This is a genomic window from Pelagivirga sediminicola (assembly GCF_003072125.1).
GTDB lineage: Bacteria > Pseudomonadota > Alphaproteobacteria > Rhodobacterales > Rhodobacteraceae > Roseovarius > Roseovarius sediminicola.
In genome coordinates this window covers 91,326-116,425 of record NZ_QCYH01000005.1, presented here as the reverse complement: position 1 = coordinate 116,425, position 25,100 = coordinate 91,326, and the positions used below count along the sequence as shown (strand labels likewise).

Here is a 25,100-nt window from a genome sequence, read left to right as displayed (position 1 = left end):
AAATCTGCCGCGACGCGGCGCGTCAATCCTTGCTACGCTTCGGTGCGGCGCTGCCGCCCTTGGCCGCCGCGCCGCGCGGTTTGCCACCGGGTTTCGCGCCGGGTTTGCCGAATGGCTTGCCTGCGGGTTTCGCACCCGGCTTGCCGGGTTTGCTGGTGTATCCTTCGGCCGCTTTGGCCGCCGCGCGGGCGCGGTTCTTCTTGCTGCTGGGCTTGCCCACAGCAGGCGCGCTGCCGGGGCCGGATGGACCCGGCTTGCCCTTCCATTTGGGTTTCGGCGCCGTGCCGCTGACCGCGCCGTCGCGGGTGAAGTCGGGCTTGGGCCCCGTGCGATGCGGCTTGTTCGGTGCATCTGCCTTGGGCTTCTTGTGACGCGGCGCGGGCGCGTCGTCATACTGCACCGGCGCAGTGCTTTTGGCGCGCGGCTTGCGCTCCGGCTGCTCGGCCTGCGGCAGGATGGCGGGCAGATCGTCCATCTGGCTGGCAGGCGGCGGGCCTTTGGGCGCCGGTTTCTTCCATTCGGGCTTGGGGCCGGGGCGCGGCTTGGCGGCGGGGCGCTGAGCGATTGCCGGGGGCTGTGACAGCTCGGTCACCTCGGCGCCGTCCTCGACGCGCATATTCTCGCCAATCGACGCCTTGAACCCGGCGACCGCAGGTTTGCGCAGTTCGACATAGCTCTCACTATCGCCCACGCGGATCGCGCCGATATCGTCGCGGGTGATCCCGCCCGCCTTGCACAGCATCGGCAGCAGACGGCGCGGCTCGGCGCCCTTGTCACGTCCACCCGAGACGGAGAACCACACCGACGGGCCGAACGCGGCGCGCGGGATGGGTTTTTCGCCCGGATCGCCCAGATCCTCGGGCGCTGAATGGCGGCTGTGATACTGGCGCAGATAGGCGGCGGCGATCTGTTCGGGTGTGAACCGCTCGATCAGCTTGGCGATGGCGGGCGCCTCACTTTCGGTGATCGCCTCGGCCCACGCCTCGTCATTCATCATGCGCTCTTCGTCCTTGGCCGACACCTCGTCAGCGGAAGGAGCAGGGCCCCATTCGGCGCGCAGCTTCGCCCAGTTCAGGATGCGCTCGGCCTTCTTGCGGGCCACCGGCGGCACGATCAGAACGCTGACGCCCTTGCGCCCCGCGCGGCCCGTGCGGCCGGAGCGGTGCAGCAACGTCTCATGGCTGCCGGGCAGTTCGGCATGCACCACCAGATCGAGGTTGGGCAGGTCGATGCCTCTGGCTGCCACATCGGTGGCGACGCAGACGCGGGCACGCCCGTCGCGCATGGCTTGCAGCGCGTGGGTGCGCTCGGACTGCGTCAACTCGCCCGACAGCGCCACCACGGCAAAGCCGCGATTGGACAGACGCGTGGTCAGGCGGGCGACCATGGCGCGGGTGTTGCAGAACACGATGGCGTTGGGCGATTCGTAGTAGCGCAGCACGTTGATGATGGCGTTTTCGCCGTCGCGGGGCGAGACGTTCATCGCGCGGTATTCGATATCGGCGTGCTGGCCTGCCTCGGCATTGGCCGTGCTGACGCGCACGGCGTCCTTTTGAAACCCCTGCGCCAGCTTGGCGATGGCGGCGGGGACGGTGGCCGAAAACAGCAGCGTCTGCCGCTCGTCCGGCGCCTCGCCCAGGATGAACTCCAGATCCTCGCGGAATCCGAGGTCCAGCATCTCGTCCGCCTCGTCCAGAATCACGGCGCGCAAGGCGCTCAGGTCAATCGAGCCGCGCATGATATGATCGCGCAGGCGCCCCGGCGTGGCGACGACGATATGCGCGCCGCGCGCCAATGCGCGCCGCTCGTCGCGCATGTCCATGCCGCCGACGCAGGACGCCAGCACCGCATTCGCCCCGGCATAGAGCCATGTCAGCTCGCGCTTGACCTGCAAGGCCAGCTCGCGGGTCGGCGCGATGACCAGCGCCAGCGGCGCGGCGGCCTCGTCGAATTTCTCGGCCTCCCCCAGCAGGGTCGGCGCGATGGCCAGGCCAAAGCCCAGCGTCTTGCCCGATCCGGTCTGGGCGGACACCAGCATGTCGGCGCCGGTCAGATCGGGATTTGTCACCGCCTCCTGAACAGGGGTGAGCGTGGTGTAACCACGGGCGGCAATGGCATCGGCAAGAGCTGTTTTCACGGGATCTGGATTTTCTGCTGTTTCAAGGGCGCGCGCGAATACGGCGGCGCAAGTTGCCGCATCTAACCGCTATGGCGCACAATGTATAGCCTTAGCGCGGCGGCATCTGCGCGCCCGTCTCGGCCAGCACATTATCCAGAACGTGCAGGATCATGTCGATCCCCTCCGCGTCGATGGTCAGCGGTGGGCGGATTTTCAGGATGTTGTCGTCCGGCCCCTCGCGCCCCATCAGGATGCGGTGCTCGCGCATGCGGTTCATCACATAGGCGGCGATGCCGGTCGCCGGGGTGCGGCCCCGGCGGTCCGTCACCAGCTCGACCCCCACGAACAGCCCCATGCCGCGCACATCGCCAATCGCCTCGTGCCGGTTCATCAGCGCCTTCAGACCCGCCATCAGGCGCGCGCCCATGTTGGCAGCGTTCTGTGCCAAACCCTCGTCGTCGACGATATCCAGCACCGTCTTGCCCACGCGGCAGGACAGGGTCGACCCGCCGAAGGTCGAGAAAAACTCTGGGCCCTGCGCAAACGCCTCGGCGATCTGCGGGGTTGTCACCACGACGCCAAGCGGGTGGCCGTTGCCGATGGGTTTGCCCAGCACGACCATGTCGGGCGATGCGCCCAGCGCCTCAAACGCAAAGTAATGCTGGCCCAGACGGCCCAGCCCGGTCTGCACCTCGTCGGCGATGCACACGCCGCCGGCGGCGCGGATGCGCTTGTAGACCTCGCTCAGATATCCCGGTGGCGGGATGATCTGGCCGCCGACCGACGGGAACGTCTCGGCAATGAACCCGGCAAGGGTGTGGCCGCGTTTCTGCAGCGCTTTGATCGCCACCTGCACCTGCGCGGCATAAAGCCCGCCCGCCTGCGGATTGTCCCGGCGATGGGGTCCGCGATAATCATCGGGCAGGTCCACCAGCGCCACGTGATCGGGCCGCCCGATGCCGCCCTTGGCGTTGAATTTATAGGCGGATATGTCGATCGCGCCCGTGGTGTTGCCATGATAGCCATGATTGGGCGTGACGATCCCGCGCCCGCCGGTCGCAGCGCGGGCAAGGCGCAGGGCCAGCTCGTTGGCCTCGCTGCCCGAATTGACGAAATAGCAGACGGACAGGTGCGGCGGCATCTTGGACAGCAGTTTTTCGGCAAATTCCGCCTGCGTGGGGTGCAGGTAACGGGTGTTGGAGTTCATGCGTAGCAACTGATCCGCCACCACCGCCTGAATGCGCGGATGCGCATGGCCGACATGCGGCACGTTGTTGTAGGCATCCAGATAGGGACGCCCCCAATCGTCGAACATGTGATGCCGCCAGCCGCGCAGCAGCATCACCGGATCGGTATAGCTCAGCTTGAGGTTGCTGCCGAAATGCTGTTGCCGCATCTCCAGAACAGCCGCCTTGTCGGGTGGACTGTAGGTCACCTTGGCATCCGCGAGGTTCATCAGCGCGGCGGGGTTCGGGCAGATGGCGCGCCACAGCTCGGCCTCGTCCGGGTCGGCGACGCCGGGCCAGTCATTGCCCATCCCCGCCAGCGTCAGCGCCAGTTGAAAATGCAGGTGCGGCGCCCAGCCGCCGTTGCAGGTATCATCGCCAAGGCTGGCAAATGCCTCGCCCGCCGCCAGCGTCTGGCCTTCGCGCAGATGGGCGAAACTGGCAGGGTCCAGATGACCGTAAAGCGTGTGGAATTCATCGCCCTCGGGCGTGACATGCGCGAGGATCACCATACCGCCGTAATCCAGCGGCGTGTCGCGCTTTTCGGTGAAATAGACCGTCGCGGCCAGCGGGGTGAAGACGGCGCGGCCGGCGGGCGCGAACACGTCGATCCCCATGTGAACGGTGCGCCGGTTCGATGCGTTCCAAGGCCCCTTGCGGAACGCGGGCGCGGTGTAGATCAGACGCGGCTCGCCGTAATATCCCAGCCACAGATCATCCGAGCCGAAGCGGTCGCTGCCGATGACCGCCGCCTCCGGCTGACTCAGGTGAAATGGATCGCGCGGCACCGCGCATGCCTCGACCGACAGCGCGCCCATGGGGGCGGCGGCCAGATCGCCCTCCATCACCGGCGCGAAACTGCCGCGGGCGCCCTCCAGCCACGCCATGATGCGCGTCGCCGCATCGCTGATCGGCAGGCCGCAGACCGCGCGCAGGCGGTAGGCGAGCAGATCGCCGCCCGGTTGCGGCCCCTCAAGAAACCGCCACGCAGGTGCCTGCGAGATCGTCACATAGGGATCGTCCGGGTTCTCCTGCGCCATAAGCGTTGAATTGACCACGCTCACCGCCAGCCGCATCTGCAGCAGCGGCAATAGCATGTCCAGCTCCGGCCCGGTCAGCGGGTTGGCGCGGTGATAGCCGCGCACCAGCGCCTCCAGCGCCGCTTCGGGCGCGGGGTGGTCCAGCACGACATAGGCCGCGGCGATGGCCAGATCGCAGATCCGCGGCGCGGCGCACATATCGCCCATGTCGATCAAGCCGGACACCACGGGCCGCGTGCCATCCAGCGACACGAGGATATTGTAATCATTCACGTCATTGTGGATCGCCTGAACCGGCAGCGCGCCCAGGGCGCCGCCAAGCCCTTCGAACCGCTGGACAATGCCCTGCAGGATCGCGCGGCGCGCGGAATCGGTGATGGCGTCCAGATGGCCCGCGATCCAGCCGCCCTGTATCAGGTTCCACTTGAAATCGCGGGCGAGGCCGGGATGCTCGAACCCGTTCAGCGCGCCCGCCAGCGCGCCGATTTGCGCGCCCAGATCCTCGATCAGCGCGGGCGAATGCGGGCGGAAATCGGCATAGCACACACCCGGCAGCGCCTCCTGCAGCCAGATCACCCGCGCCTGCCCGGCCGCATCCTGCGCCGTCACCGCCTGCGCGCCGCTCAGTGCCGGGATCGCGCGCGGGATCGGCAAATCGGGCGCCGCCGCCAGCGCGTGGTTCAGCGCCCCCACCTGCATATCGACAAAGCCCGCCTCACAGCCCGCGCGCATCACCTTGAGGATATAGGCGCCCTGTCGGGTTTCGGCGCGAAAATTGAGGTCGTATTCGCCGTCCAGCCGCGTCAGCCGCGCGTCCATACCCCATTCATCCCGAAGTATCTGGGACCAGTCATCATGCATTGCGCAACCCCCGCCATTTCGCCGCATTTTTGGGAAATAAGTGCCCGAAAGACAAGCGGTATCGGCGCAGCCACGCAGCCCGGCGGTGCAAACCGCCCTGTCGGCGCGCCCGTTAACCGATAATTTGGCAACACTGGGCTAGGCTCGGAATTGCCGCAGGAACCTTTTGCGGTCCGCGTCGGTTGGGACGGCAACCATTACCTGACGTCGGCGGGGCAAGCGCAGAAGCGCCGCACAGAGTGTAGGGCAGATAAAATGATGAGCATGATCGAAACAGACCCCGTGGCCAGCAACCTCAAGCGCGCTTATCGCGACGCCGAGCCGCAGAAGATGCCGTCCGAGATGGAACGGCTGCTGCGCCAGTTGCAACAGATGGACGAGGCCGAGGACTGACACTGCCCGTGGAACCCCTTTAAGGCACGCGACGTTGCCCCATGTGGCGCCGCGGTGCATCAGGGCACCGCGCAAGCCATCTCACAAAGGGGATTTGATGCTGAACCCGGAGTCATCGACGAGACCCGATGCGCCGCCATCCGTCGGCAGCGCTGAAGGCGCGTGCGAGGGGCGGAAGGGCAACAGTGGCGAGGTCAAGGTTCTGCTGACCGCCGAGGAGGTATACCCGGCGATGGAGCGGGCATTCCTTTCGGCCAAGACCGAGATTTCAGCCGGGTATCGCGTCTTCGACCTCAGCACCAAGCTGCGCAGCGACGAGGGGCGCGCCATCGGCGACGATTGGTTCGACCTGATAACGCATGTCCTGCGCAAGGGGATCGCGCTGACTTTCGTGTTGTCGGATTTCGACCCGGTTCTTGCCCCCGATCTGCACTTTGCATCATGGAAATCGCGCCGCGCTTTCGTGTTCGCGCGCGAGCTGGCGGGGCCGAAAGCTGACCTGACGGTCACCAACGCCGCGCATTCCGCCCGCGTGGGGATCGCGCCGCGCCTTGTCTTGTGGCCGCGGCTGGTCAAGGAAGTGGGCCAGACGGCCACGCGTCTCAATGAGGCGCCCGCGTCCGAGCGCGCGCGGTTCCTGGAATGCAGCCCGGGCCTGCGCCCGCTTTTGAACACCGGCCCGGACGGCACGTTATACGCGCGCAAGTGGCCCGTTCCGCCCTTGGTTCCCGGCACCCATCATCAGAAAATCTGCGTCATCGACCGCAGCATGGCCTTTATCGGCGGGCTGGATCTGGACGAGCGGCGCTATGATACCAAGCGGCACGAGCGGGTGCGCGACGAGACATGGCAGGACGTGCAACTGATGTGCACCGGTCCCGTGGCCGCGGATGTTCACAGCCATCTGGAAGAATTCCTGCGCGTCGTCGCGGGCCAGAGCGCGCCAATGGCCGAAGGGCGGCTGCTGCGCACCCTGTCGCGCAGGCGCAAGACGGACTGGCCGTTTCTGGGGCCCAAACCGATGGTGCGCACCATATCCGACGATCATCATCGTCTGGTCGCCCGCGCGCGCGGCCTGATCTATCTGGAGACGCAGTTTCTGCGCGACCGACCGCTTTGTCACCGGCTGGCGCGGGCGGCGCGGGCCAATCCGGCGCTGTCGCTGATCGTGGTCCTGCCGGCGGCGCCGGAGACGGTTGCCTTCGACGGCAACACCGGATCGGACGCGCGCTATGGCGAATTCCTGCAGGCCAAATGCGTGGCCATCCTGCGCGGAGCGTTTGGCGAGCGGTTCACCATCTGCTCGCCCGTGCGCCCCAAGGCGCTGGACACGGACGGGCGTGACACGCTGTGCGGCTCGCCCATCATCTATGTGCATTCCAAGGTTTCGATCTTCGATTGCGACCGCGCCATCGTGTCGTCGGCCAACCTTAACGGGCGCTCGCTCAACTGGGATACCGAAGCGGGTGTCATGCTGAACCAGACCGCCCAAGTCGAGGATCTGCGCGGGCGCATCTTCAGCCATTGGCTGGGCGATGATGCAGGCGATGAGTTTTACGATCCGGCCACCGCCGCGGCGCTGTGGGCCGAACGCGCGCGGCAAAACGCGGACAGCGCGCCCGAGCAGCGCAAGGGGTTTCTCGTCCCCTATGACGTGCGCCCTGCCGAATCGTTCGGGCGCCGCCTGCCCGGTATCCCCGAAGCCATGGTTTGATCTTCGCGCCCGTCTGGCGCACCAGCCCAAGGGAAGATGACGACATGACCGATGAACACACCCCTCGCCCGATTGACAAGACCGCACCGGACAGCCCCGCCAGCGCCGCGGCCTATGCCGCCGGGCAGGAGGCGGCGCATAACAAGTGGCTGCTGCTGATCATCGGCATCGTCACCCTGATCGGCGGGCTCATCGCCATCGCCATGCCGCTGCTTGCGTCCTTCACGGCGACCCTCGTGGCGGGGTGGGTTCTGGTGGCCAGCGGCCTTGTCGGCATCATTGCCGCGATCCGCCGCCGTCATGGCTGGCACATGCTGTCCGCGGCACTGGGGGCGGCCCTGTCCGTGCTCATCGGGGTGCTGATCCTGCTGCAACCCATGCTCGGCCTGCTGACACTGACCGCGCTGATCATCGCGTTTTTCGCGGCCAGCGGGGCGGTGCGGGTGTATTACGGCATCCGCCTGCTGCGCGATGGCACCGGCGGCGGCTGGATGATTGCGGGCGGGGCGCTGTCGCTGATCCTGGCCGTCATGCTGATCAGCGGGCTGCCCTTCAGCGCGGCGTGGGTGCCGGGCGTTCTGCTGGGGATCGACCTGACGATCTGGGGCGTGATCCTGATTGCCATCGGCAGCACATCCGCCCGGCTGGCCGCCGCGCGCGGGACGTCGGCGGACGCCTCCTGAAGCAAAGGGGCGGAACCAAACCGTCCCGCGAGGGGTTGCACCGCCACAGACAGCACACCGCCCCCTGAAAGGAGCCACCTTGGATTTCATCCGCATCGTCATCGCGATCCTGCTGCCGCCGCTCGGCGTGTTCCTTCAGGTCGGACTGGGCAAGCATTTCTGGATCAACATCCTGCTGACCATCCTGGGATATATCCCCGGCATCGTGCATGCCGTCTATATCATCGCGTCCCGCGGACCCGGTCGTGCCACGCGCTGACAGGCCCAGCAAGAAAGCTGCGCAATCAACCGTGACGCGCGATCTGGCGCGGATTGACCGGATGGCGCATCTCATGGATGCGCAGTTCCATATCCCGCTGACAGGCGTGCGGCTGGGGCTGGACGGAATTGTGGGGATCGTGCCGGTCGTGGGTGATCTGCTGGCGTTTGCGCCCTCTGCCTGGATCATCGGCAAGGGCTGGCAACATGGCGCGCGGCGGCGCGTCCTGCTGAGGATGGCCGCAAACAGCGGGATCGATCTGGTCATCGGAATGGTCCCGCTGGTCGGCGATCTGTTCGATATCGGCTACAAGGCCAATCTCAAAAACGCGCGGCTGCTGCGCCGCGAGCTGGAGCGTCGCTGACGCTCCGTTACAGCACGATGGCCGTATAGATCGCAAAGAGGATCGCGAGCGGCACGATGAACCACAGCACGATGCGCGCGGCGCCCGATTTGGGCGTCTTCGGCGTCTTGGGCAGCACCTCGGGCGCGTCCTGCGCACCGGCGTCGCCCGGCCCGGCGCGGACTTCGTGGCGCGCGCGGTCCTTGAGGCCGCCATCCTCGTCCATATAAGGCGCAGCGGGATCGTCGGGCGCGCGGCCCGGCGGGGTCTTGCCCATCGCCGATGCGCCGCCGCTTTCGGCGTCGGTCTCCATCGGCGCGGCCGCAGGCTCGCCCTGGCGGCGCTCGCGATGGGACTGGATCGTGCCCTCGCGGTCATGTGTTTCGATCTCGGGGCCTGCCTCGGTCGGGGTCGGCCGCGCGGCGCGGCTCTTGCCGGATGTCGGGTCTGCCATTGGAACGGCTCCTTCGATTGCGGTTTTGTCGGCTCAGGGCGTCAACCCGTGACAAGGCGACAATGTTCCGCCGGGCAGGCGCGGCGCGGCGCCGCAGCGGGCCCGTGCATCACGTCATTGCGACGAAACTGTGATGGATCGCGCCCGCCGAAGCGGTTGAAGCCGTCCCGCCGGCTGCCCACCTTTTCGCAATCTGACACCAAAGGACATCCCGACTATGCGCAGATTTTCAAAAACCACCATTTCACGCCAGGCCCGGCCCCTGATCGCGACGGCCACCGCAATCGGCCTTGTTCTGGCCGTGCCGATGACCGGCATCGCCCAGCAGGACACGGCGCCCGCGTCCAGCGCCGCAACGGCCGCTGCGCCGGTCAGCTTTGCCGGCATCGTCAAGGAAAAGCTTCCGGCCGTTGTCGGCATCATCACCACCATGCCACAGCCGCAAGGCGCACAGGGCGGCACCATGCCGCAGCTTCCGCCCGGTCTGGGCGATCTGTTCGGCGCGCCGCGCGGCGGGCAGGCGCCCGAATCCGGCCCGTTACAGGCGCTGGGATCGGGGTTCATCATCAGCGGCGACGGCTATGTCGTGACCAACAACCACGTGATCGAACAGGCCTCGGCGATCGAGGTCGTGCTGGAGGACGAGCGCCGCTTTGACGCGGTGCTGGTGGGCACCGACCCGGCCACCGACATCGCCCTGCTCAAGATCGAGAGCGACGAGGAACTGCCGCATGTCGAATGGGGCGCGTCCGACGATCTGGAGATCGGCGACTGGACCATCGCCATCGGCAACCCCTTCGGCCTTGGCGGCACCGTCACGGCGGGCATCCTTTCGGCGCGCTCGCGCAACATCAATGCCGGCCCCTATGACGACTTCCTGCAGACCGACGCGGCGATCAACCGCGGCAATTCGGGCGGGCCTCTTTTCAACGCCGCGGGCGACGTGGTGGGCGTGAACACGGCCATCGTATCGCCGTCGGGCGGCAGTGTCGGCATCGGATTCGCCGTGCCGTCCGCGGTCGCGCAGCGCATCGTTGCGGACCTGCAGGATGACGGCGCGGTTGAGCGTGGCTGGCTTGGCGTCGGCATTCAGCCGGTGAGCGAGGATATCGCCAGCGCGCTTGAGATAGACGGGACCGACGGCGCGCTCGTGACCTCCGTCACCCGCGACAGCCCCGCCGAAAAGGCCGGTCTGGCGCCCGGAGACGTCATCGTGGACATGGACGGCGCCCCGGTTGACGGGCCGCGCGCGCTGTCGCTGGCGGTGGCCGATCTGGAGGTTGGCACATCGGTGCCGCTGACGGTTCTGCGGGACGGCAAGACCGAGGAGCTGAGCGTCGAGATTGGCCTGCATCCCAGCTACAGCCTGGCCGAAGCCGAAGACGGCGCCGATCCGGCCGCGCCGGGAACGCCGCAGCTGGGCGTCGCGATTGCGCCGCTGGATGCGTCGCTGCGCGCGCGCCTCGGCCTGCCCGAAGAGCTGAGCGGTATCGCCATCACCGGCGTGCAGCCCGACAGCGCGGCGGCCAAGGCAGGGCTGCGCCCGGGCGACGTGATCACGGCCGCAGCGGGCGAGGATGTGAGCGATCTGGAGGCGCTGCGCGGCGCTGTCGCCGAAGCGGCGGACAAGGAGACGCCGCTGCTGCTGCGGGTCTATCGCGGCGGCGGGTACACGTTCGTTGCGGTCAAACTGATCGGGGACGACGAATAATCAACCGCCCCTTCGCCAAGGATGGAAGCGCCCGAAAGTCATATTTCGGGCGCTTTTGCATGACGCCTGCGCCGCGCGGCCTGCACCGCTTTCCTGCCGGTGCGAAACCGGGTATCGTCGGGGCAACCCGGCACCAGACCGCTTTCGAGGCACTCACCCGTGATATCCCGCACCCTATCCACGTTGGCCATCATCGCGCTGGCAGCATGTGACGCGGCGCGGCCCGATGCGGGCGAGCCGGATCTGGCCCAGACCCTGGCCGAGGCGCCGCCCGGCGCCGCACCCGGCACGTGCTGGGGCAAGCGCGTCACGCCCGCAGTGATCCAGACGGTGACCGATCAGGTGCTGGTGCAGCCGGCAGATGTGCAGCCGGGCAGCGACGCCGCAACGGGGATCTACCGGACCGAAACGCATCAGGCCATCGTGCAGGAGCGCAAGTTGACGTGGTTTGAAACACCTTGCCCCGCGGATCTGACGCCGGATTTCGTCAGCTCTCTGCAACGCGCATTGCAGGCGCGCGAGTTCTATCGCGGTGCGATCACCGGTGAGATGGACACGCGGACGCGCGCCGCCATCCGCCGCTATCAGCAGCCCGACGGGCTGGACAGCGGCATCCTGTCGCTGACCTCCGCGCGCAAGCTGGGACTGGTCGCGGTGGAGCGGCTCGACGCCTGAGCCTGTCTTGCGGCCCTTGGCTAGCCGATCGCGCGGGCGACCGCCACGCCGACCGTCGCCGACACCCCGGTCAGAAGGCTGCCCCAGGTGAAATCGGTCGCCACCATGCGCCATGTCCAGTCCTTGAGCGTGGCAAGGTTGGTGAACTCGTAGGTGCCATAGGCCATCGCCCCGATCAGCACGCCCGAGCCGAACACCCATGCCAGCGATTTGCCCTGCTCCAGCGCCGGCCAGCTGACGAACCACAGGAGCACGCCGACATAGAACGCATAGAAGATCACCGCCGGCCCCATGCGCGGGCTGTCCGTCAGCAGCGGGCCGATATGCTGCTCGAATGTCGGCTTTATCAGATAGCTGAGGCCAAGATAGTCGATCCCCAGAAACGCGATCAGGGTGACGACATACAGGATCAGAACGGTCATGGGGTGGCTCCTTCAGCTGCGGGGCATCCGCGCCCGCAGGACAGGTAATCCGATCGTCAGACGATGCCACCCTCGATGAGACGCCGGGCCATCGCGGCATAGGCTTCGGCGGCGGGGCCGTCACCGGCGGCGATGGGTGTTCCGGCATCCCCGGCCAGCCGCGTGTCCAGATCGATGGGCAGACCGCCCAGAAACGGAACGCCCAGCTTTTCGGCCTCGGCCGCCACACCGCCATGGCCGAAGATCTGCGCCTCGTGCCCGCATTCGGGGCACACATAGGTCGACATGTTTTCGATCATGCCAAGGATCGGCGTTTTCAGCGTGTTGAACATGTCCATCGCCTTGCGCGCATCCAGAAGGGCCACGTCCTGCGGGGTGGACACGATGATCGCGCCCGACGGCTCGGCCCTTTGGCACAGGGTCAGCTGCACATCGCCGGTGCCGGGGGGCAGATCGACGATCAGCACATCCAGCTCGCCCCAGTTGACCTGGCTTATCATCTGCTGAAGCGCGCCCATCAACATGGGACCGCGCCAGATCACGGCCTTGGCGGGGTCCAGCATGAGACCGATGGACATCATCGTCACGCCATGCGCTTGCAGCGGCTCGATGATCTTGCCATCGGGGCTGGCCGGACGCTTGGAGACGCCCATCATGCGCGGCTGGCTGGGGCCGTAAATGTCGGCGTCCAGAAGGCCCACGCGCTTGCCCTCGCGCGCCAGCGCAACGGCAAGGTTGGAGGAGACGGTGGATTTGCCGACCCCGCCCTTGCCTGATCCGATCGCGATGATCGACTTGACGCTGGCGGGCTTCATCGTGCCTTGCTGCGGCTTGGGATGGCCGCCGATCTTGAGGCTGGGCGGCTCGGACTGCGATCGCTGCGGCGGCGCCTTGGCGGCGGGGCCATGCGCCGTCAGCGCGGCGCTGACGCGGCTGACACCGCTCAGCGCGGCAACGGCCCGCTCGGCCGCGGCGCGCACAGGCTCGGCCTTGCGGGCGATTTCGGGGCTGGGCGCCTCGATCACGAAACGCACCTCGCCGCCCTCGACGCTGAGCGCGCGGATCCAGTCGCGCGAGATCAGATCGCCGCCATCGGGAAGTTGGATACGGGCCAGCTCGGCCTCTACGTCCGCGCGCGTCACAGTCATGTCGTCCCTTTCCTGCATGCTCTGCCCATACGTGGCAATTTTTGACCGAAGGGCAAGGCCGAACCGAAAAAAGCAGAGGAAACCGGGCGTTGAAGGTGACCATAGGTCAGCACTACGTATGCAAATGCCGCATAGCAGCATTGCCTTTGCGGCCGTTGTGCAAATGCAGCAAAGGCGTATGTAAGCCTCAGAAACGAAAACCGGTGCATCCTGCAGACGCAATACAGCAGTCAAGGCGGCGCCGATGTAAATGAGGTCGATACGATGAGCTATGCATCCCACGCACAAACAGGCCGCGCTACACCGATCCAGACGCTGATGTCCGCCCTAGGCGACGTCAAGGCCCGTCTGGCCCAGCGCCGTTCCTACCGCAAGACAGTCAATGCGCTGTCGCAACTGTCCGATCACGAGCTGGCCGATCTGGGCCTGAGCCGTCACTCGGTGCACAGCGACGCATGGCAGGCCGTCTACGGCACGCGCCAGCGCGGCTGACGAGTTTCGCCCGCCCCATCGCGGCGGCGGGCAGCACGAATTCGGATATCTTTCTCCTCCCTGTAGATATCCGACCTGGCGGCGGCCCCTGTTCCTCCTCCCTTAGGGGTCGCCGCTAAAATCCTTTCCCTTCCGCTGGAAAGATGACGGGAGCACCCTACCCCTACAGTTATGCAGACAGGCCGCCGCAGCGCATGCAGCCTTAGCCGGGTTTTCTGCTATTCATGAACAGATCAGTCTGCGCAGGCGCGCGGATCAGTCGCCGGGGATATTCTGCATGTGCCGCTCGCCGCGCGCCTCTGCGAGGGCGATCTGCTTCTGGCGCTCGCGGAACCGCGCCTTGTCGGCGTCGCTGGTCTCACCGGTGCACTGGTGGCAGGCGACGCCCTGTTCAAACTCGGGCCGCGCCATGTCTGCGGGCAGGATGGGGCGGCGGCATGCATGGCACAGCTGATGAGGCCCCTCGACCAGGCCGTGCCCGACCGATACGCGCCCGTCAAAGACAAAGCATTCGCCGTGCCAGGTGCTGTTTTCCTGCGGCACCTCCTCAAGATATTTCAGGATGCCGCCCTTGAGGTGATAGACCTCCTCGACGCCCTGCCCCAGCAGGTAGTTCGTCGATTTTTCGCAGCGGATGCCGCCGGTGCAGAACATCGCGATGCGCTTGTTGTGAAAGCGGGCCTTGTTGGCCTCCCACCATGCGGGAAATTCGCGGAAACTGGCGGTTTCGGGATCTATGGCGCCTTCGAACGTGCCGATGGCGACCTCGTAATCGTTGCGCGTGTCGATGACGGCGACGTCGGGCTGCGCGATCAACTCATTCCAGTCCGCCGGGGCGACATAATGTCCCGCCCGCGCGCGCGGGTCCACGCCGGGCTGGCCCATGGTCACGATTTCGGATTTCAGGCGCACCTTCAGGCGGCCGAAGGGCTGGATGCTGCTGGTGCTTTCCTTGTGCTCCAGATCGGCGCAGCCGGGCCAGGCGCGCAGATGGGCCAGCACGGCGTCGATCCCCTTGCGGCTGCCCGCGACCGTGCCGTTCACGCCTTCGCTTGCCAAAAGAAGCGATCCGGTGATCCCTTCGGCGCGGCACAGCGACAGAAGCGGCGGTTGCAGCGCGGCCGGATCGGCGAGCGGGGCAAAGTGATAGAGGGCGGCGATCGTATACATGCGCGCGGGTTTAGGCCCATCGCGCGTGTCCGGCAAGGGCTGTTGACGCAGGCGCGGCGCCTGCCTACGGGTGGTATGGCACGGCAAGGGAGGCCCGAATGACACATGCGCTGATCGTGATCGACATGCAGAATGATTTTTGCCCCGGCGGCGCGCTGGGCGTACCGGGCGGGGATGACCTGATCGAGGGGATCAATGCGCGGATGGATGATTTCGGCGCCGTCATCCTGACGCAGGACTGGCACCCGGCGCATCACGCGTCCTTCGCGTCGAGCCATGCGGGCGCCAAGCCCATGGACGTGATCGACATGCCCTATGGCCCGCAGGTCCTGTGGCCGGACCATTGCGTGCAAGGCACGCGAGGCGCCGAGTTTCACAAGGATCTGGCGACCGACCGGGCCGACCTGATCATCCGCAAGGGGTTCAACCCGGCGCTCGACAGCTACTCGGCCTTTTTCGAGAACGACCGCCGGACACCGACGGGGCTGCACGGATATTTGCAGACGCGCGGCATAACGGCGCTGACGATGGTCGGGCTGGCGCTGGATTTCTGCGTCAACTTCTCGGCGGTGGATGCCGCCGGGCTGGGCTATGGCGTGCGCGTGGAGATGGCGCTGTGCCGGGGGATCGACACCAACGGGTCGATGGATGCGGCGCTGGCGGGGATGCGGGCGGCGGGCGCGGCGCTGATCTGACTATCGGCGGCGCGACAGGACGCGCGCCAGACCGGCGGCAGACAGCGCGCCGAGCGCATCGGCCAGAAGATCCGCCCATTCCGCCCCCCGCCCGACATAGGGCTGAATCAGCTCGATCGCACCGCCGAAGGCGGTGACGCCAAGGACCACCGCCCAGGCGCGGCGCGGATAGGCAAGACAGAGCGGCAGCGCCAGCGCCCCGAAGCCGATGAAATGATACAGCTTGTCCAGGCCCGAAACGCCCGCCTTGGATGCCGCGGGATAGAGCGTCAGGGCGCACAGGATCAGCGCGAGCGTCGCGGTGGCACCCCAGGCCCAGGGGATATGACGGCGCGCTAGCGGGGAAATCGTCATCGGTCATGGCTCCGCGATCGGTGAAGGGCCGTTCTGCCTGCTGGCCGGAGATATTGCAATACATCCCCGCGCAAGCCCCTGTCACGATGCCGGGCGCGCAGGCCGACGCGCGTCAGCGGCGCGCGTCCCAGCTGGTCGACGCGTGTCGGCGCGTATAGAATTCGCCCATGAGGCCGATCATGGTCAGCGTGACCGCGATGATGATCGGATAGGTCACGCTGGAATTGTGCGGCGAGTAGTTCACAAAGACAAAGCCGCGCGCTTGGTCGATGGTATGAAACAGCGGATTCCAGTCGAACATCCTGAGCATGTAGGTCGGCAGCATGTTGGCCACGAACATCTTGCCCGAGGCGATCATGTTGGCCCGCTGATAGACGGTGGCGAAGGTGGCGACAAAGGTTGGAAACCACGGCTTGATCGACAACAGGACCAGCCCGATGGCCGCGCCGGTGAACCATGACAGCAGCAGCATTCCAATGGCGGGAAACGGATACTCCACCTCGAAGGGGTTCACGGCAACGTGGTAGGCGAACAGGATCAGCGCCATCGTGAACACCTGCACATAAAGCGCGCCCAGCGCGGCCGAGCTGATCGAGATCGCGGTGTTCATCGGCGCGTGCTTCATCATCGCCGAGGATGGCCCCTCGGCGCCCACGACGGCGCCAAGCGTCTTGACATGGGTCAGGAAGAGGAAAATCCCCGACATGAGATAGAGCACGAAATCCCCGCGCAGCGCCGCACCGCGCAGCCCAAGCACCGAGAACATGACATAGAATGTCGCCAGGAAGACCATCGTCTGCAGAATGTTCAGGCCGATCGCCATCAGCGCATTGCCATGCGCCTTGCGCACATCGCGCACGGTGGCATGATAGATCAGCTCCAGTATGGACACCGCCGTCTGCAGCGTCGATTTCGGCTTGGTCTGTTGAAACATGTGCCCGATTCCGCGCCGCTGCTGTCGCCATGATTGGCACGGAATTCTTGCCGTTCCGTTAGCCAGCGACCATAAGGGGCGCGGCCCTTTCCCGCAACACTGCGTTGCGCCCCCTTTTCGCGGAGCATTCGACATGGACTATACCCGGCTGACCGACGTGATGCGGCGCCTCGCGCTGGAGGCGGGCGATGCGATCATGCAGATCTACGGACAGGATGATTTCGACGTCAAATCCAAATCGGACGACAGCCCCGTCACCGCCGCGGACGAGGCGGCAGATGCGCTGATCTCGGCCGGGCTGCGCGCCGAATTCCCCGATGTGCTGCTGGTGACCGAGGAACAGGCCGCCTCGCATGAAAAGCGCGCCGATACGTTCCTGATCGTCGATCCGCTGGACGGGACCAAGGAGTTCATCCACCGGCGCGGGGATTTCACCGTCAACATCGCGCTGGTCGAGAACGGCACGCCGACGCGGGGCGTGGTCTATGCCCCGGCCAAGGGGCGCATGTTCTTTACCCGGGCCGATGGCAGCTCTGTCGAGGAGACCGGCCCGCTGGACAAGCAGGCCACCGGCCCGCTCGCGCCCCTTCGGGTCGGCGCGCCCGACAATGACGCGCTGATGGTCGTGGCGTCCAAATCGCACCGCGATCAGGCGACCGATGACTATATCGGCAAGTACAGCGTCAAGGACAGCAAGAGCGCGGGCAGTTCGCTGAAGTTCTGCCTTGTCGCGGCGGGCGAGGCGGACCTTTATCCGCGCGTCGGGCGCACGATGGAATGGGACACGGCCGCAGGTCACGCCGTTCTGGCGGGCGCGGGCGGCCGGGTGGTGCGCATGGACGACCTCCGGCCGCTGAGCTATGGCAAGAAGGGATATGCGAACCCCTTCTTCATCGCCCATGCCCCCGGCGTGGATCTGAAAGCGCCCTGACGGCCTGCCTTTCGTGACGCGCGATTATGACACCTGAAAAGCGCACCTTCGCGAAAACGCGATGTGTCGCGGCGCGCGGGCAGTTCACCGGGCGGCATAACTGCGCTATTCCTTTGGATAACTTTACAGTCTTGAGATGCGGATTTTCCGGTTTCATGCAACATGACGAAGGTAGTTCGAGGAAACTGGCGATGCGCAACAAGGTAACGAAGGCGATCTTTCCGGTCGCGGGAATGGGAACGCGGTTCCTGCCGGCCACCAAATCCGTGCCCAAGGAAATCATGACGCTGGTGGACCGCCCCCTGGTCCAATACGCCATCGACGAGGCGCGCGCGGCCGGGATCAAGGAATTCATCTTTATCACCTCGCGCGGCAAGGGCGCGCTGGAGGATTACTTTGACAACGCGCCCCAGTTGGAACAGGCGCTGCGGAAATCGGGCAAGACCGAGCTGCTGGAGATCCTGAAGTCCACCAATATGGATTCCGGCGAGGTGGCCTATATGCGCCAGCACAGGCCGCTGGGTTTGGGCCATGCGGTCTGGTGCGCCCGCCGCCTGATCGGGAACGAGCCTTTCGCCGTCATCCTGCCCGATGACGTCATCGCCGGTGACAAGCCCTGCCTTCAGCAGATGGTCGAAGCCTTCGAGGAAACCCAGAGCAACATCGTCGCCGCGATGGAGGTGCCCGACGATCAGGCGTCATCCTATGGCATCCTCGACGTCAAGGACGACATGGGCGATCTGGTCCTGACCAAGGGCATGGTGGAGAAACCCGCGCCCGGCACGCAGCCCTCCAACTTGGCCGTGATCGGGCGCTATATCCTGACCCCCACGGTTCTGCAAAAGCTGAACAAGAAGCAGATCGGCGCTGGCGGTGAGATCCAGCTGACCGATGCCATCGACGACGCGCGCAACGATGGCGAAGAAGTGTATGGTTTCCGCTTCAAGGGGCATCGCTATGATTGCGGGTCCAAGGCAGGGTTCCTGCGGGCGACGGTTGCCTTCGCGCTGGCGCGCGATGATCTGCGTGACGATTTGCGCAGCTTCCTGTACGAAGTCGTTAAAGCGGACAAATCCGCGCAATAATTGACGCGCGGGGGCAAGGCGGCGTGACGAATATCTTGGTGACAGGCGGGGCCGGCTATATCGGCAGCCACGCATGCAAGGCGCTGGCGGCGGCGGGCTATACTCCCGTGACCTATGACAATCTCAGCACCGGCTGGGCAGAGGCCGTTAAATTCGGCCCGTTCGAGCAAGGCGACCTGACGGATCGCGACCGTCTGGATCAGGTCTTTGCCGCGTATAATCCCGCCGCGATCATGCATTTCGCCGCCCTGTCGCAGGTGGGCGAATCCATGCAGCTGCCCGAGCTTTACTGGCACAACAATGTCGCGGGATCGCTGACGCTGTTGCAGGCGGCGGCGCAGGCCGGGTGCCTGAACTTCGTCTTCAGCTCGACCTGCGCGACCTATGGCGATCAGGACAACGTGGTTCTGGACGAGGATTGCGCGCAGCATCCCATCAATGCCTACGGCAAATCCAAACGCGCGATCGAGGATATGTTGCGCGATTTCGAGACGGCCCATGGCATCCGGCATGTCGTCTTTCGCTATTTCAACGTGGCCGGCGCGGACCCCGATGCCGAGGTCGGCGAGTTTCACCAGCCCGAGACGCATCTGGTGCCCCTGCTGCTGGACGCGGCGCAAGGCAAGCGCGATGCGCTGACCATTTTCGGCACCGATTATGACACGCCCGATGGCACCTGCATCCGCGACTATGTCCATGTTTGCGACCTGGTGGACGCGCATGTGCTGGGCCTTGGGTGGCTGGAGGTCGGCAAGGGCAGCCGCGTGTTCAAGCTGGGCACCGGATCGGGGTTTTCGGTGCGCGAGGTGATCGCCCATGCGGGGGCCGTGACCGGCCGGGACGTGCCGGTGGTCGAAGGGCCGCGCCGACCCGGCGATTGCACCAAGCTGGTCTCGGGCTCGACCCGCGCCGAGGCCGAGCTGGGCTGGACGCCCAAACGCAGCACGATGGACTGCATGATCGCCGATGCGTGGCGCTGGCAAAAATCTGGACATTACAGCGCGTAGCCGCAACTCTGCGCCGCAAGAGATCAGCGGAGAGGGCATGGAACCGGGCGCGCAACTGACTGAAAGGGCGGCGTCCCTGTGGCTGGCTTACCGGCTGCGCTGGAAACGGCGGCGGCTGCTCTGGCGCAGCTTTCGAAAGCGGCGCCAGCTTGCGGCGGTCTGCGACAGGACCGCCGACATCCGCCCCGGCGCGATCCTGGCCTTTTCGACCATGCGCAATGAGGCGATCCGCCTGCCTTTTTTCCTCGACCACCATCGCAAGCTGGGCGTCGATCATTTCCTGATCGTGGACAATGACAGCGATGACGGGACGCGGGAATTTCTGGCGGCGCAGCCCGATGTCTCGCTCTGGCGCACGCCGCACAGCTACCGGATGTCCCGGTTCGGGGTCGATTGGCTGACCTGGCTGCAAATGCGCCACGCGCACGGTCATTGGTGCCTGACGGTCGATGCCGATGAGCTGCTGATCTATCCCTTTCACGACACAAGGCCCCTGCCCGCGTTGACCGATTGGCTCGACCGGCAGGGCGCGCGATCGTTCGGGGCGCTCATGCTGGACATGTATCCCAAGGGGCGGCTGAGCGCGCAGGACTATGCACCCGGCGATGATCCGCGCGAGACACTGCCATGGTTCGATGCTGGCAACTACATGATTCGAAAGCAGAAAAAACTTGATAACCTGTGGATCCAAGGCGGCCCGCGGGCGCGGATTTTCTTTGCGCGCAGCCCTCGCCGCGCGCCGACGATGGGCAAGGTGCCGCTGGTCAAATGGAGCCGCCGCTATGCCTATGTCAGCTCGGCCCATTCGGCCCTGCCGCGCCGCCTGAACCATGTCTATGACGATGCGGGCGGCGAGCGGGCGTGCGGCATCCTGCTCCACACCAAGTTTCTGCACATGATCGCCGAAAAATCCGCCGAGGAGAAAGCCCGCCAGGAACATTTCGCAAACTCGGCGCTCTATGACAGCTATTATGACAGCCTGGCCAGCGATCCGGACCTGTGGTGCGAGCGCTCGACGCGCTACCGCGGCTGGCGCCATCTGGAGGCGCTGGGCCTGATGTCGCGCGGAACATGGCTGTGAGAGCCGCGAAAACAGTTTACCCAAGCGCGCCAACAGCTTATCTTGCGCGCCGCGGCAAGGCCACCGATCGGATGCAAGGCAACAGAACCTTAACCCCCGGTGCCTATGCTTTGCCAAGGACCTGGCCCAGGGGATCGCCAATTTGAGTTTCGTGCAATCATACCGCATGCGCCTGCGCCGCAAACACGCCAAGGCGCGCGCGGCCCGCAAGGGCCTGTCACTGCGCCCGGTGGTGGATCGCACGGCGCAGATCAAACCGGGCGACGTGCTGCTCTTCTCGACCCTTCGGGACGAGAATGTGCGCCTGCCCTATTTCCTCGATTACTACCGCCGGATGGGCATTGATCATTTCCTGATCGTGGACAATGACAGCCATGACGGCAGCGGCGATTACCTCGCCGATCAGCCCGACGTGTCGCTGTGGCACACCACCGGCAGCTACCGGGGCTCGCGGTTTGGCGTCGATTGGCTGAACGGTCTTCAGTCGCGCTATGGGCACAATCACTGGACGCTGGTCGTCGATCCTGACGAGCTGTTCATCTATCCGTTTTGCGACACCCGCCCGATCCGGGCGCTGACCGATTGGCTGGACGGCTCGAACGTGCGCAGTTTCGGCGCGATGCTGCTGGATATGTATCCCAAGGGGCGGCTGGACGCGCTGCCCTACCGGCGCGGGCAGGATCCGCTGGAAATTACCTCCTGGTTCGATCCGGGCAATTACATGATCGAGAAGAACCTGAAATTCGGCAATCTGTGGATCCAGGGCGGCCCGCGCGCGCGCGTCTTCTTTCCCGACACGCCGAAAAAGGCACCCGCGCTGAACAAGATCCCTCTGGTCAAATGGCATCGGCGATACGCCTATATCAGCTCGACCCACATGCTGCTGCCTCGGGGGCTGAACCTGGTGTACGACGAATGGGGCGGTGAGACAGCCAGTGGCATGCTGCTTCATGCCAAGTTTCTGGACACATTCGCGCACAAGGCCGAGGAGGAGATGCAGCGCGCGGAGCATTATCGTTCCTCGCTTGAATACAAAGTCTATGTCGAGAAAATGGACGCCACGCCCGAGCTGTGGTGCAAATGGTCGGAAAAATATATAAACTGGCGCCAGTTGGAAATTCTGGGCCTGATGTCCAAGGGCAACTGGGCATGACAAGGGGGGCAGCCGCAACGTGAGCGTCGGTATCGTCATGCTGGTCCACACCGCCCTTGGCCGCGCCGAGCAGGTGGCGCGCCATTGGGCCTCGGCGGGCTGTCCGCTGGTCATCCACGCAGATGTGTCGGTGCCCGCCAAGTCCTTCAAGGCATTTCAGAAATCCATGGCGGACCTGCCCGACGTCCGGTTTTCGCGGCGCCATCGCTGCGAGTGGGGCACATGGGGCCTTGTCGCCGCATCGCAAAGCGCGTCCGAGCTGATGCTGAAGGAGTTTCCAGAGGTCCGGCACGTCTATCTGGCCTCCGGATCGTGCCTGCCGTTGCGCCCGGTGCAGGAGTTGATCGATTACCTTGCCGCGCGCCCGCAGACCGATTTCATCGAAAGCGCGACGACCGCCGATGTGCCGTGGACCATCGGCGGGCTGGACGCCGAACGCTTTACGCTGCGTTTTCCGTTCTCGTGGCGCAGGCATCGCTATCTGTTCGACCGCTACGTTGCCTTGCAGCGGCGCATCGGCATGAAGCGGCGCATCCCCAACGGCATCGTGCCGCATATGGGCAGCCAGTGGTGGTGCCTGACACGGCAAACCCTGTCGGCGATCCTGTCCGACCCCGAGCGCGGCGCCTATGACCGCTACTTCTCGAAGGTGTGGATTCCGGATGAGAGCTATTTCCAGACCCTCGCGCGCCAGTATTCACGTCAGATCGAAAGCCGGTCACTGACTCTGTCCAAGTTCGATTATCAGGGCAAACCGCATATTTTCTATGACGATCACCTGCAGCTTTTGCACCGGTCGGACTGTTTCGTGGCGCGCAAGATCTGGCCGCGCGCGAACCGGCTGTATGATGCGTTTCTCACCGACGAGGCCGGCGCGATGAAACGGACCGAGCCGAACCCGGCCAAGATCGACCGCATCTTCTCCAAGGCGGTCGAGCGGCGCACGCGTGGCCGGCCAGGCCTTTATATGCAAAGCCGGTTTCCGGTGGAGACGCGCGAAAATGGCCTGACCTCGTCCAAATATTCGGTTTTTCAGGGGTTTTCGGATCTGTTCAAAAATTTCGAGCCATGGCTGACGCGCGCCACAGGCGCCCGCGTCCATGGGCATCTTTTTGCGCCCGAGCGCGCCGAGTTCAGCGATGGCGAGACGGTGATGAACGGCGCGCTGTCCGGCAGTGCCGCGCTGCGCGATTACAATCCGCGCGCCTTTCTGGCCAGCTTGATCTGGAACACGCGCGGCGAGCGGCAATGTTTCCAGTTCGGCCCGCGTGACAGCCAAGCCATCAACTGGGACATGGCCAAGGATCCCAACGCGCAAATTTCGGTCATTTCGGGGGCGTGGGCGGTGCCGCTGTTCCTCTCCAACCAGAACTTCACCGATATCCGCAGCGAGGCCGCGCGCCTGCAGCAGATCGAATCCAAGCAGCTGGAAATCCTGCGCTCAAGCTGGACCAAGGCGCGCGTGCGCATCTGGTCCATGGCCGAATTCATCGAGGCCCCGATGGAGCCCCTGCAGACGATCATCGACGAGATCGCCCCGCACCAGACCCAGCGGGGGCTGTCCGAAGTGCCGCAGATGGCCGATCTCACCGGGTTTGGGCAATTCCTGCAGAATCTCAAGAACCAGGGGATGCACCCTTACCTGATGGGAAATTTCCCGGTCACGAACGACATGCAGGAGCCCCGTTCAAACCCGCGCAAACCCTATCTGGTGCGCTAGGCCATGCCCCAATTCGATTATTTCGTTGTGCTGGCGGAAATGCGCACCGGCTCGAACCTGCTGGAATCGAACCTCAATACGTTTCAGAGCTTCCAGTGCCACGGCGAGGCGTTCAATCCCGCATTCATCGGTTATCCCAACAGCACGGAGATCCTCGGCGTCACCCAGGCCATGCGCGAGGGCGATCCGGCGCGCCTGATCGACACGATCAAGGCGTCGTCCACCGGCATGGGCGGGTTTCGCCTGTTCCATGATCACGACGCCCGCGCGATCGACATCGTGCTGGACGATCCGCGCTGCGCCAAGATCATCCTGACGCGCAACCCGGCCGAAAGTTATGTCAGTTGGAAGATCGCTCAGGAAACCGGCCAGTGGAAGCTGACCAATATCAAGCGCCGCCGGGATGCCAAGGCCACATTCGACGCCGAGGAGTTCGAGCAGCACATCACCCAGCTTCAGGCGTTTCAGATCGACGTGTTGAACCGGCTTCAGAAATCCGGGCAGGCGGCGTTTTATATCTCCTACGAGGATCTGAACGATCTGGACGTGATGAACGGTCTGGCCCGATATCTGGGCAGTGACGAGCGGCTGGAGGCGCTGGACAGCGCGCTCAAGATCCAGAACCCGCAACCCTTGTCCGAAAAAGTGTCGAATTTCGATGAGATGGCGCAGGCGCTGGCCGGGATCGACAGGTTCAACCTGACGCGCACCCCCGATTTCGAGCCGCGCCGGGGGCCTGCGGTGCCGTCGCATGTGGTCGCCCATACGGCGCCGCTGCTGTACATGCCGATCAGGTCCGGGCCGGAGGCCGAGGTCATGGCGTGGATGGCCGCCCTTGACGGGGTGGCGGTGGAGGCGCTGCACACCAAGATGAACCAAAAAGGTCTGCGCCAGTGGATGCGCCAGATGAAGGGGCATCGCAGCTTTACCGTTTTGCGCCATCCGGCCGCCCGCGCGCATGCGGTGTTCTGCCAGCGGATCCTGCCGCGCGCCCCGGAATCGCTGAGCGAGATCCGGCGCGTTCTGCGCAATTTTCACAAGCTGCCCATACCCGGCGGCGGCCCGGATGAGACCTATGACAGGCGCGCGCATTACCTTGCGTTTGTCGCATTTCTCGAATTCCTGCGGGCCAACCTGCGCGGCCAGACCAGCGTGCGGGTCGATGCCACCTGGGCCAGCCAGTCGGCGATCCTGCAGGGGATGGCACAGTTCAGCCTGCCGGACGTGGTCATTCGCGAGGACGAGATGCAACTGCAGCTGGGCGCGCTGGCCAAGCAGGCGGGCTATCTCGGTGCGGCGCCGGTCGCCGCCGCGCCGCCCGACCAGCCCTATGCGCTGGAAGATATCTATGACGACGATATCGAAGCGTTGATCGCGGATATTTATCAGCGCGATTACGTCATGTTCGGTTGGGATCGCTGGCGCTGAAC

At 65.2% G+C, this 25,100-nt stretch carries 24 protein-coding genes; 16 read left to right on the top strand and 8 right to left on the bottom strand.

Annotation, left to right across the window (positions count from 1 at the left end):
- Nucleotides 1-22 precede the first annotated feature (22 nt).
- Nucleotides 23-2,137 carry a DEAD/DEAH box helicase gene (locus tag DC366_RS10345; protein WP_108692130.1) on the bottom strand — a complete coding sequence of 705 codons (2,115 nt, stop codon included), beginning with the start codon at nt 2,135-2,137 and terminating at the stop codon, nt 23-25.
- A 91-nt stretch (nt 2,138-2,228) separates the two neighbouring features.
- Nucleotides 2,229-5,246, bottom strand: coding sequence for an aminotransferase class III-fold pyridoxal phosphate-dependent enzyme (locus DC366_RS10340; protein ID WP_108692129.1), 3,018 nt, complete (start codon nt 5,244-5,246; stop codon nt 2,229-2,231).
- A gap of 264 nt (nt 5,247-5,510) precedes the next feature.
- On the opposite strand from DC366_RS10340, the gene DC366_RS20465 reads away from it, so the two are divergent.
- The 5 genes from DC366_RS20465 (at nt 5,511) to DC366_RS10320 (ending at nt 8,659) form a co-directional block, all read left to right on the top strand.
- Complete coding sequence (locus tag DC366_RS20465; protein WP_279305758.1) at nt 5,511-5,639, top strand: hypothetical protein; 129 nt, start codon at nt 5,511-5,513, stop codon at nt 5,637-5,639.
- 97 nt (nt 5,640-5,736) lie between these two features.
- The gene (locus DC366_RS10335; RefSeq protein ID WP_108692128.1) at nt 5,737-7,353 is read left to right on the top strand and encodes a phospholipase D-like domain-containing protein; all 1,617 of its coding nucleotides are present in this window, start codon (nt 5,737-5,739) and stop codon (nt 7,351-7,353) included.
- A gap of 44 nt (nt 7,354-7,397) precedes the next feature.
- Nucleotides 7,398-8,036 carry an HdeD family acid-resistance protein gene (locus tag DC366_RS10330; RefSeq protein WP_108692302.1) on the top strand — a complete coding sequence of 213 codons (639 nt, stop codon included), beginning with the start codon at nt 7,398-7,400 and terminating at the stop codon, nt 8,034-8,036.
- Between the two features lie 79 nt (nt 8,037-8,115).
- Entirely contained in the window at nt 8,116-8,295 is a 180-nt protein-coding gene (locus DC366_RS10325) for a YqaE/Pmp3 family membrane protein (RefSeq protein WP_108692127.1), read from the top strand.
- Nucleotides 8,296-8,326: 31 nt separating this feature from the next.
- A complete protein-coding gene (locus DC366_RS10320; protein ID WP_243405099.1) occupies nt 8,327-8,659 on the top strand; it encodes a DUF4112 domain-containing protein in 333 nt (110 codons plus the stop codon).
- A gap of 7 nt (nt 8,660-8,666) precedes the next feature.
- On the opposite strand, the gene DC366_RS20285 is transcribed toward DC366_RS10320, so the two are convergent.
- Complete coding sequence (locus DC366_RS20285; RefSeq protein WP_108692125.1) at nt 8,667-9,092, bottom strand: hypothetical protein; 426 nt, start codon at nt 9,090-9,092, stop codon at nt 8,667-8,669.
- Nucleotides 9,093-9,309: 217 nt separating this feature from the next.
- Here DC366_RS20285 and DC366_RS10310 point away from each other — a divergent pair, with 217 nt between their 5' ends.
- Nucleotides 9,310-10,803 (top strand): Do family serine endopeptidase, encoded by a 1,494-nt coding sequence (locus tag DC366_RS10310; RefSeq protein ID WP_108692124.1) that lies wholly within the window; start codon nt 9,310-9,312, stop codon nt 10,801-10,803.
- A 159-nt stretch (nt 10,804-10,962) separates the two neighbouring features.
- Nucleotides 10,963-11,478 carry a peptidoglycan-binding domain-containing protein gene (locus tag DC366_RS10305; RefSeq protein ID WP_108692123.1) on the top strand — a complete coding sequence of 172 codons (516 nt, stop codon included), beginning with the start codon at nt 10,963-10,965 and terminating at the stop codon, nt 11,476-11,478.
- 20 nt (nt 11,479-11,498) lie between these two features.
- On the opposite strand, the gene DC366_RS10300 is transcribed toward DC366_RS10305, so the two are convergent.
- Entirely contained in the window at nt 11,499-11,900 is a 402-nt protein-coding gene (locus DC366_RS10300; RefSeq protein ID WP_108692122.1) for a DUF2177 family protein, read from the bottom strand.
- 56 nt (nt 11,901-11,956) lie between these two features.
- Nucleotides 11,957-13,048, bottom strand: coding sequence for an Mrp/NBP35 family ATP-binding protein (locus DC366_RS10295; protein ID WP_108692301.1), 1,092 nt, complete (start codon nt 13,046-13,048; stop codon nt 11,957-11,959).
- A gap of 264 nt (nt 13,049-13,312) precedes the next feature.
- Between DC366_RS10295 and DC366_RS10290 the strand changes: the two genes are divergently transcribed.
- Entirely contained in the window at nt 13,313-13,540 is a 228-nt protein-coding gene (locus tag DC366_RS10290) for a DUF1127 domain-containing protein (protein WP_108692121.1), read from the top strand.
- Between the two features lie 255 nt (nt 13,541-13,795).
- On the opposite strand, the gene trhO is transcribed toward DC366_RS10290, so the two are convergent.
- Nucleotides 13,796-14,710, bottom strand: coding sequence for an oxygen-dependent tRNA uridine(34) hydroxylase TrhO (gene trhO, locus DC366_RS10285; protein ID WP_108692120.1), 915 nt, complete (start codon nt 14,708-14,710; stop codon nt 13,796-13,798).
- Nucleotides 14,711-14,808: 98 nt separating this feature from the next.
- On the opposite strand from trhO, the gene pncA reads away from it, so the two are divergent.
- Nucleotides 14,809-15,405, top strand: a complete 597-nt coding sequence (pncA, locus tag DC366_RS10280; protein ID WP_108692119.1) for a bifunctional nicotinamidase/pyrazinamidase — start codon at nt 14,809-14,811, stop codon at nt 15,403-15,405.
- Here the strand turns inward: pncA and DC366_RS10275 are convergent, their stop codons facing one another.
- A complete protein-coding gene (locus tag DC366_RS10275) occupies nt 15,406-15,759 on the bottom strand; it encodes a VanZ family protein (protein WP_108692118.1) in 354 nt (117 codons plus the stop codon). It lies immediately after the preceding gene.
- Between the two features lie 112 nt (nt 15,760-15,871).
- A complete protein-coding gene (locus DC366_RS10270) occupies nt 15,872-16,693 on the bottom strand; it encodes an ABC transporter permease (RefSeq protein WP_108692117.1) in 822 nt (273 codons plus the stop codon).
- 133 nt (nt 16,694-16,826) lie between these two features.
- Between DC366_RS10270 and cysQ the strand changes: the two genes are divergently transcribed.
- The 7 genes from cysQ (at nt 16,827) to DC366_RS10235 (ending at nt 25,098) form a co-directional block, all read left to right on the top strand.
- Nucleotides 16,827-17,624: a 3'(2'),5'-bisphosphate nucleotidase CysQ gene (gene cysQ, locus DC366_RS10265; protein ID WP_108692116.1), complete on the top strand. Its 798-nt coding sequence runs from the start codon at nt 16,827-16,829 to the stop codon at nt 17,622-17,624.
- A 191-nt stretch (nt 17,625-17,815) separates the two neighbouring features.
- On the top strand, nt 17,816-18,709 hold the full coding sequence (locus DC366_RS10260; RefSeq protein WP_108692115.1) for a UTP--glucose-1-phosphate uridylyltransferase: 894 nt from the start codon (nt 17,816-17,818) through the stop codon (nt 18,707-18,709).
- Nucleotides 18,710-18,732: 23 nt separating this feature from the next.
- Nucleotides 18,733-19,716 carry a UDP-glucose 4-epimerase GalE gene (gene galE / locus DC366_RS10255; protein ID WP_108692114.1) on the top strand — a complete coding sequence of 328 codons (984 nt, stop codon included), beginning with the start codon at nt 18,733-18,735 and terminating at the stop codon, nt 19,714-19,716.
- A 37-nt stretch (nt 19,717-19,753) separates the two neighbouring features.
- Complete coding sequence (locus tag DC366_RS10250) at nt 19,754-20,797, top strand: glycosyltransferase family 2 protein (RefSeq protein ID WP_108692113.1); 1,044 nt, start codon at nt 19,754-19,756, stop codon at nt 20,795-20,797.
- A gap of 166 nt (nt 20,798-20,963) precedes the next feature.
- A complete protein-coding gene (locus DC366_RS10245) occupies nt 20,964-21,950 on the top strand; it encodes a glycosyltransferase family 2 protein (RefSeq protein ID WP_108692112.1) in 987 nt (328 codons plus the stop codon).
- A gap of 19 nt (nt 21,951-21,969) precedes the next feature.
- The gene (locus DC366_RS10240; RefSeq protein ID WP_108692111.1) at nt 21,970-23,670 is read left to right on the top strand and encodes a DUF5927 domain-containing protein; all 1,701 of its coding nucleotides are present in this window, start codon (nt 21,970-21,972) and stop codon (nt 23,668-23,670) included.
- 3 nt (nt 23,671-23,673) lie between these two features.
- Entirely contained in the window at nt 23,674-25,098 is a 1,425-nt protein-coding gene (locus tag DC366_RS10235; RefSeq protein WP_108692110.1) for a sulfotransferase family 2 domain-containing protein, read from the top strand.
- Nucleotides 25,099-25,100: the final 2 nt, after the last annotated feature.

Coding starts and splice junctions, on each gene's coding strand:
- DC366_RS10340 (WP_108692129.1), bottom strand. CDS start 5,246: ATGCATGATGACTGGTCCCAGATACTTCGGGATGAATGGGGTATGGAC.
- DC366_RS20465 (WP_279305758.1), top strand. CDS start 5,511: ATGATCGAAACAGACCCCGTGGCCAGCAACCTCAAGCGCGCTTATCGC.
- DC366_RS10335 (WP_108692128.1), top strand. CDS start 5,737: ATGCTGAACCCGGAGTCATCGACGAGACCCGATGCGCCGCCATCCGTC.
- DC366_RS10330 (WP_108692302.1), top strand. CDS start 7,398: ATGACCGATGAACACACCCCTCGCCCGATTGACAAGACCGCACCGGAC.
- DC366_RS20285 (WP_108692125.1), bottom strand. CDS start 9,092: ATGGCAGACCCGACATCCGGCAAGAGCCGCGCCGCGCGGCCGACCCCG.
- DC366_RS10310 (WP_108692124.1), top strand. CDS start 9,310: ATGCGCAGATTTTCAAAAACCACCATTTCACGCCAGGCCCGGCCCCTG.
- DC366_RS10300 (WP_108692122.1), bottom strand. CDS start 11,900: ATGACCGTTCTGATCCTGTATGTCGTCACCCTGATCGCGTTTCTGGGG.
- DC366_RS10295 (WP_108692301.1), bottom strand. CDS start 13,048: ATGACTGTGACGCGCGCGGACGTAGAGGCCGAGCTGGCCCGTATCCAA.
- DC366_RS10290 (WP_108692121.1), top strand. CDS start 13,313: ATGAGCTATGCATCCCACGCACAAACAGGCCGCGCTACACCGATCCAG.
- trhO (WP_108692120.1), bottom strand. CDS start 14,710: ATGTATACGATCGCCGCCCTCTATCACTTTGCCCCGCTCGCCGATCCG.
- pncA (WP_108692119.1), top strand. CDS start 14,809: ATGACACATGCGCTGATCGTGATCGACATGCAGAATGATTTTTGCCCC.
- DC366_RS10275 (WP_108692118.1), bottom strand. CDS start 15,759: ATGACGATTTCCCCGCTAGCGCGCCGTCATATCCCCTGGGCCTGGGGT.
- DC366_RS10270 (WP_108692117.1), bottom strand. CDS start 16,693: ATGTTTCAACAGACCAAGCCGAAATCGACGCTGCAGACGGCGGTGTCC.
- cysQ (WP_108692116.1), top strand. CDS start 16,827: ATGGACTATACCCGGCTGACCGACGTGATGCGGCGCCTCGCGCTGGAG.
- DC366_RS10260 (WP_108692115.1), top strand. CDS start 17,816: ATGCGCAACAAGGTAACGAAGGCGATCTTTCCGGTCGCGGGAATGGGA.
- DC366_RS10250 (WP_108692113.1), top strand. CDS start 19,754: ATGGAACCGGGCGCGCAACTGACTGAAAGGGCGGCGTCCCTGTGGCTG.
- DC366_RS10245 (WP_108692112.1), top strand. CDS start 20,964: ATGCGCCTGCGCCGCAAACACGCCAAGGCGCGCGCGGCCCGCAAGGGC.
- DC366_RS10235 (WP_108692110.1), top strand. CDS start 23,674: ATGCCCCAATTCGATTATTTCGTTGTGCTGGCGGAAATGCGCACCGGC.